Source organism: Streptomyces sp. SID14478, assembly GCF_010548525.1.
Taxonomy (GTDB): Bacteria; Actinomycetota; Actinomycetes; order Streptomycetales; family Streptomycetaceae; genus Streptomyces.
Genome location: NZ_JAAGMG010000845.1, coordinates 1 through 7,463, shown reverse-complemented (window position 1 = coordinate 7,463; position 7,463 = coordinate 1). Strand labels below are relative to the sequence as shown.

Annotated in this window: 6 protein-coding genes; 3 read left to right on the top strand and 3 right to left on the bottom strand. The window is 70.8% G+C overall.

The genetic code is table 11. The features are described from left to right. Positions 1-392: 392 nt before the first annotated feature. The 3 genes from G3I40_RS27690 (at position 393) to moeZ (ending at position 3,343) form a co-directional block, all read left to right on the top strand. Positions 393-1,364, top strand: a complete 972-nt coding sequence (locus G3I40_RS27690) for an NAD-dependent epimerase/dehydratase family protein (RefSeq protein ID WP_164305047.1) — start codon at positions 393-395, stop codon at positions 1,362-1,364. Next, entirely contained in the window at positions 1,352-2,101 is a 750-nt protein-coding gene (locus G3I40_RS27685; RefSeq protein ID WP_164305045.1) for a spherulation-specific family 4 protein, read from the top strand. Before G3I40_RS27690 ends, G3I40_RS27685 begins: the two co-directional genes overlap by 13 nt. A gap of 63 nt (positions 2,102-2,164) precedes the next feature. Further along, positions 2,165-3,343 carry an adenylyltransferase/sulfurtransferase MoeZ gene (gene moeZ, locus G3I40_RS27680; RefSeq protein ID WP_164305043.1) on the top strand — a complete coding sequence of 393 codons (1,179 nt, stop codon included), beginning with the start codon at positions 2,165-2,167 and terminating at the stop codon, positions 3,341-3,343. 112 nt (positions 3,344-3,455) lie between these two features. Here moeZ and G3I40_RS27675 read toward each other — a convergent pair whose 3' ends face one another. The 3 genes from G3I40_RS27675 to G3I40_RS27665 all read right to left on the bottom strand — a co-directional run. Continuing rightward, on the bottom strand, positions 3,456-5,084 hold the full coding sequence (locus G3I40_RS27675; protein ID WP_164305041.1) for an alpha/beta hydrolase: 1,629 nt from the start codon (positions 5,082-5,084) through the stop codon (positions 3,456-3,458). A 96-nt stretch (positions 5,085-5,180) separates the two neighbouring features. Next, positions 5,181-6,725, bottom strand: a complete 1,545-nt coding sequence (locus G3I40_RS27670) for an alpha/beta hydrolase (protein ID WP_164305039.1) — start codon at positions 6,723-6,725, stop codon at positions 5,181-5,183. Between the two features lie 63 nt (positions 6,726-6,788). Then, the coding region (locus G3I40_RS27665) for an FAD-dependent oxidoreductase (protein WP_203644879.1) at positions 6,789-7,463 on the bottom strand (675 nt) is incomplete at its 5' end.

The following is a 7,463-nucleotide window of genomic DNA, read 5'->3' as shown; positions in this document are numbered from 1 at the left end:
GGGAGCGGGCGTCGTGCCCGGTGCCGCCTGCGGTGCCGCGGCCCTGGCGCTGCTCGTCCACGCCACCCGCACCCTCACCCGCGCCTCCGCCCACGCGAGCGCCGACGGCGCGGTGGGTGAGGCGCCCTGACCACCACCGATCCCACTGCCGAGCGCGCCACGCCACTCGCCGCATGACCGGAATCACCCCTCTCCCGCGGGGCCGACACCGCGGGCCCGACCCACGACGCACGGCAACATCCCTAAGGAGAACGCCAGATGACCACCCCTCCTCCCGGAGGCGCCGGATACGCCGGATACTCCGGGCCTCACGGGCAGCGCGACACTCACGGTCCGCGCGCACGACGCGCACGACGCGCAGCGCGCGGAGCGCGCACCCCGGGAGGCGTCCGATGAGGGTTCTGCTGATCGGAGCCAACGGATACCTCGGCCGCTTCGTCGCCGACCGACTGCTCGCCGATCCCGCCGTGCAGCTCACCGCGCTCGGCCGGGGCGACGACGCCGACGTCCGCTTCGACCTGGCCACCGGCAGCCCGGGCGCGCTCACCCGCTTCCTGGACGCCGTCCACCCCGGCGTCGTCATCAACTGCGCCGGCGCCACCCGCGGCGGTGCCCGTGAACTCACCCGGCACAACACCGTCGCCGTCGCCACCATCTGCGAGGCCCTGCGCCGCAGTGGCTGCGGTGCCCGCCTCGTACAGATCGGCTGCGGCGCCGAATACGGCCCCTCCCAGCCCGGTTCGTCCACCGCCGAGGACGCGGTGCCCCGGCCCGGCGGCCCGTACGGCGTCAGCAAGCTCGCCGCCACCGAACTCGTCCTGGGCTCCGGCCTCGACGCCGTCGTCCTGCGCGTCTTCTCACCGGCGGGCCCCGGTACCCCGGCCGGAACCCCGCTCGGCAGACTCGCGGAGGCCATGCGCCGCGCGATGCAGGCCGGCGACGGCGAACTGAAGCTCGGCGGCCTCGGCGCCCAGCGCGACTTCATCGACGTACGGGACGTGGCGCGCGCCGTGCACGCCGCTTCGCTCTCGGCCGCACAGGGCGTCATCAACATCGGCTCCGGCCGCGCCGTGCGGCTGCGGGACGCCGCCGCCGTGCTCGCCCGCGTCGCCGGATTCGGTGGCGCCCTCCACGAACTCGACGCTCCGCCCGTGCCCCTCCGGTCGTCCGTCGGCCACCCGCGCACCGAAGCGGACCACGGACTGCCGGGACCCTCGGCGGCCGCGTACCCGTACCCCGACGGCTGCGGCAGCTGGCAGCAGGCCGATGTGCGCACGGCCCGGGACCGGCTCGGCTGGCGCCCCCGCATCAACCTCGAAGAATCCCTCGCCGACATCTGGATGGAGGCGGCATGCCGTATCTGACCCCGACCGCGACCGGCCTGTCGAGCACCGATGTACGTCTCGGCTTCGGTATCCCCGGCTTCGCGCACCCTCTCGTCGCGCCCGCGGAATGGGCCGAACTCACCCGACCCGCAACACCTTTGCACTGGGTCGTCCTCAATGTCGCGGGCGGCCCGGGGGCCCGCCCCGACCCGCACTGCCTCGCGGCGGCGGGCCGACTGCGCAACGCCGGTGTCCGTGTCCTCGGTCACGTCGACATGACGTACGGCGCCCGCTCCTTCGGCGAGATCGTCTCCGACGCGCACCGCTTCCTCGACTGGTACCAGGTCGACGGGTTCAGTCTCGACCGCTGTCCCACCGAGCGGGCCGCGCTCCCCGAGGTCCGGCGCACCGTCACGACCCTGCGCGCGCTCGTCGACGACGCGTACATCGTGCTCGGCCACGGCACGCACCCGTACCCCGGATACGCGGAGACCGCCGACCAGTTGGTGACCTTCACCGGACCGTGGAGCGACTACCGCTGGTCCCAGGTCGCAGAGTGGACCGCCGAGTATCCGCCCGAGCGGTTCTGCCACTTCGTCCACGGCATGCCCCGCGGTCACCTCGACGAGGCGCTGCGCATCGCGCGCTGGCAGGGCGCGGGCACGATCTACTTCACGGACCGCACGGACCGGGGAGGCGTGAGCGATCCCTGGGAGTCGATGCCCGGTTACTGGGACGAAATCGTCTCGCGTATCGGACCAGGTGTCTCGGAATGAAGGGGGGCGTGGCAGTGTTGCAGACAGAACAACCGTACGTAGATACCGACCAACGGAGTCCCCGTGTCGCTGCCACCCCTGGTCGAGCCAGCTGCTGAGCTCACCGTAGACGAGGTCCGCAGGTACTCCCGCCACCTGATCATCCCGGATGTCGGGATGGACGGGCAGAAGCGGCTGAAGAACGCCAAGGTGCTCTGTGTGGGCGCCGGCGGCCTCGGGTCCCCGGCCCTGATGTACCTGGCCGCGGCCGGCGTGGGCACGCTCGGCATCGTGGAGTTCGACGAGGTCGACGAGTCGAACCTGCAGCGCCAGATCATCCACAGCCAGGCCGACATCGGCCGGTCCAAGGCGGAGTCCGCGAAGGACTCGGTCCTCGGCATCAACCCGTACGTGAACGTGATCCTTCACCAAGAGCGGCTCGAAGCCGAGAACGTGATGGACATCTTCAGCCAGTACGACCTGATCGTCGACGGCACGGACAACTTCGCGACGCGCTACCTCGTCAACGACGCGTGCGTGCTGCTCAACAAGCCCTACGTGTGGGGTTCCATCTACCGCTTCGACGGTCAGGCCTCGGTCTTCTGGTCCGAGCACGGTCCGTGCTACCGCTGCCTGTACCCGGAGCCCCCGCCCCCCGGCATGGTCCCCTCCTGCGCCGAGGGCGGCGTGCTGGGCGTGCTGTGCGCGTCCATCGGCTCCATCCAGGTCACCGAGGCGATCAAGGTCCTCGCCGGCGTCGGCGACCCGCTGGTCGGGCGCCTCATGATCTACGACGCCCTGGAGATGCAGTACCGCCAGGTCAAGGTCCGCAAGGACCCCGACTGCGCGGTCTGCGGCGATAACCCGACCGTCACCGAGCTCATCGACTACGAGGCCTTCTGCGGCGTCGTGTCCGAGGAGGCCCAGGAGGCGGCCGCCGGCTCGACGATCACTCCGAAGCAGCTCAAGGAGTGGATGGACGACGGCGAGAGCATCGAGGTCATCGACGTCCGCGAGCCGAACGAGTACGAGATCGTCTCCATCCCGGGCGCCAAGCTGATCCCGAAGAACGAGTTCCTCATGGGCACCGCCCTCGAGGGTCTCCCGCAGGACAAGAAGATCGTCTTGCACTGCAAGACGGGTGTCCGCAGTGCGGAAGTCCTCGCCGTGCTGAAGTCCGCGGGCTTCGCGGACGCCGTGCACGTCGGCGGCGGCGTCATCGGCTGGGTCAACCAGATCGAGCCGGACAAGCCGGTCTACTAGCCGGTCCGCTGGGCCACCGCCCAGCTGCGACCTTCCCGGACGGGCCTCGCGCACTGCGCGCGGGGCCCGTCCGGCATGTCGGGGGCCCGACGCGCGCCGGGGCCGGCCGCGGTCAGGAGCACACCTTGCCGTCGCGCGGTATTCGCCCCTCCAGCAGATACGTGTTCACGGCCGAGTCGACGCAGGAGCTGCCGGAGCCGTACGCCCCGTGCCCCTCGCCCTTCCAGGTCAGCTCCACGCCGACGCCTTTCCCCAACTCGTCGGCCATCCGCCGCGCGCCTTCGTAGGGCGTCGCGGGATCGCCCGTGTTCCCGACGACGAGCACCGGCGCCGCGCCCGGGGCGCGCACGTCGGGATCGTCCCACTGGCCCGGCACCGGCCAGTCGTGGCACCAACCCGCCGTGTCCCAGCCCATGTACGCGCCGAAAACGGGCGAGAGGTCGCGGAACTTCGCGAGCCGCGCCTTGGTCTGGGCCACCGTCGGACGCGCCTTGTCGTCGAGGCAGGAGATCGCCCGCTGCGAATGGCTCGCCGTCCCGTAGTGCCCACTGTTCGGGTCGCGGTCGTTGTACGAGTCGGCGAGGGCCAGCAGTGGTGTGCCGTCGCCGTCCTGCGCGGCCTGCAACGCTCGCGTCAGCGTCGGCCAACTGGCCTTGCTGTACAGGGTGACCGCGATTCCGGTGGTCGCGAGCGACTCGTTCAGCAGCCGCCGGCCCGCCGTCGGCAGCGGCTTCGCGTCCAGACGCTTCAGGAGCGCCGTGATCTCCCGGGAGCCTTCCTTCGGATCCTTGCCGCGGGACGTGAAGTAGTTGTCGAGCGCGCGCTGGAATCCGCGCGCCTGGTTCTCGGCCTGTCCGACCCGGCCCGCCGTCGGGTCGACGACCGCGTCCAGGACGAGCCTGCCCACCTTGTCGGGGAACAAGTGGGCGTAGATTCCGCCCAGTTCGGTGCCGTACGAGACACCCATGTAGTGCAGCTCGTCGTCCCCGAGCGTCTGACGCATCAGATCCAGGTCACGGGCGGCTTCGACGGTCGACACATGACCGAGCAGCTCACCCGCTTTCGTGCACCCCTTGCCGAAGGCGACGGCATCCTTGAGGTACGCCGCCTCCTCCGCCGCGGTGTCGGGCGTGAGGTCCACGGACTCGGCGGCCTGGGTGGCCTTGTCGCTGCGGCACCGGACGCCTTCGCTCGCGGAGACCCCGCGCGGGTCGAAGCCCACCAGGTCGTACCGCTCGCGCAGCTTCGCGTACTGCGGGGCGAACGCCGGCAGCAGATCGACGCCGGAGCCGCCCGGGCCGCCGAAGTTGAAGAGCAGGGAGCCGATGCGGGCGCCGTCGTCGCCCCGGGCCTTGGCGCGGATGAGTGCGAGGTCGAGGGTCGTCCCGTCCGGCTTCGCGTAGTCGAGCGGGGCCTTGAGCGTCGCGCACTGCCAGTCGGAGCCGGGCGCGGGCGCGCCCGCGGTCGCCTTGCAGCGGCCCCAGCCAAGACGCTGGGACGTGAGCGAGGAGGGAAGAGGGGGCAGCGCGGTGTCCCGTGGCGGCGTCGGGCCGGCGGACCCGGGCGATCCGCCACCCGACGACGAGGGTTTCGGATCGTCCCCGCCGCCCCCGCCCGAGCTGCTGCAGCCGGCAAGGAGACCGGTCGTGAGTACGACGGCCGCTGCCAGTGCCCGTGCCCGGACCCCTTTTCCCGCACGTGTGCGTGCGCCTGCGCGGGCACGCGAAACCTGTGGTGCCATGGCACCTCCCCCCTCAACTGCCCCCGTTCGAGAGACAGTCAGGCCATCGTAGGAGGAGGTGTCGGCATCCGCTCCGGCCTGTGGATAACTCCGCGATCACGAGCAGACCGTTCCCTCTTTCGGGACGGTCCCGTCGAGGAGATAGCCGTTCACGGCGCTGTGCACGCACGTGCTCTTGCTGTCGTAGGCGCCGTGCCCCTGACCCTTGTACGTGATCTCGACCCCGACCCCGTCGCCCAGTGCTCCCGCCATCTTGCGCGCGCCTTCGTACGGGGTGGCCGGGTCGCCCGTGTTGCCGACGACGAGGATCGGGGCGGATCCGGAGGCGCTGACGTCCGGGTGGTCCGCGGAGCCGTCGACGGCCCAGTCGGTGCAGCCGATCATGCCCCAGGCCAGGTAGTCGCCGAACAGGGGGGACGCGGCGCGGAACTCGGGCAGCTTCGCCTCGACGTCCTTCGTCGTGTAGCGCGGCTTGTCGTCGGCGCAGTTGATGGAGACGTTGGCGGCCTGGATGTTGCTGTACGTGCCGTCCTCGTTGCGCCCGTTCATCGAGTCGGACAGCGTCATGAGGATCTTGCCGTCGCCGTCGTACGCCTGCTGGAGCCCTTCGGTGAGGTACTCCCAGAAGTCCTGCGAGTACAGGGACTGCGCGATTCCATTGGTTGCCGCCGTCTGTGTCAGATCGCGGGGGAAGATCCCGGGGATCGGCTTGTCGTCGAGGTCCTCGAGCAGTTTGGCGATCTTGTCCTTGACCTCTTGCGGGGTGTCGCCGACCGGGCAGTCCTCGACCTTGGACGTGCAGTCCTTGGCGTAGTTGTCGAGGGCGAGTTGGAATCCCTTGGCCTGCCCGAGGGAGCTCTGCTCCGAGTCCTGCGTGGGGTCGACGACGCCGTCGAACACGGCACGGCCCACGTTCTTGGGGAACAAGTGGGCGTATACGCCGCCCAGTTCGGTGCCGTACGAGATCCCGAAGTAGTGCAGCTTGTCGTCGCCCAGCACCTGACGCATCAGGTCCATGTCGCGGGCCGCGTCGGTGGTGCGGACGTGGGGGAGGACCTTGCCGGAGTTCTTCTCGCAGGCCCCGTTGAAGCCCTTGATGTTGTCGACGAGCTTCGTCTGTTCCGCCGTGTCGTCCGGCGTCGAGTCCTGTTGGAAGTAGTCGTCGAGCTGGTCGTCGTCCTCGCACTCGACGCCCGCGCTGCGTCCCACTCCGCGAGGGTCGAAGCTGACCAGGTCGTAGCGGGTACGCAGCTTCGCGTAGTCGGCGCCGAAGGCCGGCAAGGTGGTGACACCGGAGCCGCCCGGGCCGCCGAAGTTGAAGATGAGGGAGCCGATGCGCTGGTCCTTATCGCCGCTGGCCGTGGCCCGGATCAGCGCGAGGTCGATCGTCTTGCCCTTCGGGTCGTCCCAGTCGAGCGGCGCCTTCATGGTGGCGCAACTCCACTCGGCGCCGCCGGGCAGCGGCGAGGGAGCAGCGCCCCCGCCTTCGGACTCCGACGGCGCGGGGCAGTCCTTCCAGCTCAGCGACTGGGACGACAGATCCTCGTCGTCCTTGGAGTCGCTGCAGGCCGCGAGTGAGACGGACAGCAGGGCGGCGGTGACGGCCAGGGCGGCGGCGCGGGGCCGGGACGGATTGGGCATGCGTCCATCCTGCGGCGGCCGGGTGTGGTGCGCTCGGGCTGCGGGCTGTGCGGGTGAGGCCGTTCAGGCGGTTCCGTGCAGGACACGACGGGCCGCCGCCCGACCAGTGGCCACGCACGCCGCGACATCCACGCCTTCGTAGGCGGCACCGCAGACCGCGACGCCGGGCAGCACCTTCACGGCGTCGCGGATCCTGGAGACGCGCTCCATGTGACCGACGTCGTACTGGGGCAGAGCGTTCTCCCACCGCGTCACGTGGCCGGCGACCGGTTCGCCCAACGTGCCCACCGCCTGCCGGAGCTCCCTCATGGCGCTGCGGATCAAGTGCCTGTCGGGGAGGGCGAGTCGACGCTCTTCTTCTACGTGGCCCAGCGTGATGCGCAGCAAGAAGAGGCCCGGTTCGGCCGCGGCGAGGTGCTGCCACTTGTTGGACAAGAAGGTGACTTCCCGTGTGGCCCAGCCCTCCAGGGGCGGTACGACATAGCCGTTGCCCTGAGGGAGGTGCTTCGGCATCAGGGCGCGGGAGAACGCGAGGCTGACCACGGCCGTCCCCGCGTGCCGGATGGCGCTGAGCTCGGCGTCGGCGCGCGGCGCGTGCGGGCGCAGCAGCGCGGCGGTGGCCGGCGCGGGAAGAGCACAGATCACCGTGTCGGCCTCCATGACGAGGGGGCCGTCGCCGGTGGTGGCGCGTACCCGCCAGCGCCCGGAGGGGCTGTGCTGCAGCTCCTGCGCGCGCGT

What these genes read in the sequence shown, in the direction of transcription:
- G3I40_RS27670 (WP_164305039.1), bottom strand. Translation starts at nt 6,725, where the DNA reads ATGCCCAATCCGTCCCGGCCCCGCGCCGCCGCCCTGGCCGTCACCGCC.
- G3I40_RS27685 (WP_164305045.1), top strand. Translation starts at nt 1,352, where the DNA reads ATGCCGTATCTGACCCCGACCGCGACCGGCCTGTCGAGCACCGATGTA.
- G3I40_RS27675 (WP_164305041.1), bottom strand. Translation starts at nt 5,084, where the DNA reads ATGGCACCACAGGTTTCGCGTGCCCGCGCAGGCGCACGCACACGTGCG.
- G3I40_RS27690 (WP_164305047.1), top strand. Translation starts at nt 393, where the DNA reads ATGAGGGTTCTGCTGATCGGAGCCAACGGATACCTCGGCCGCTTCGTC.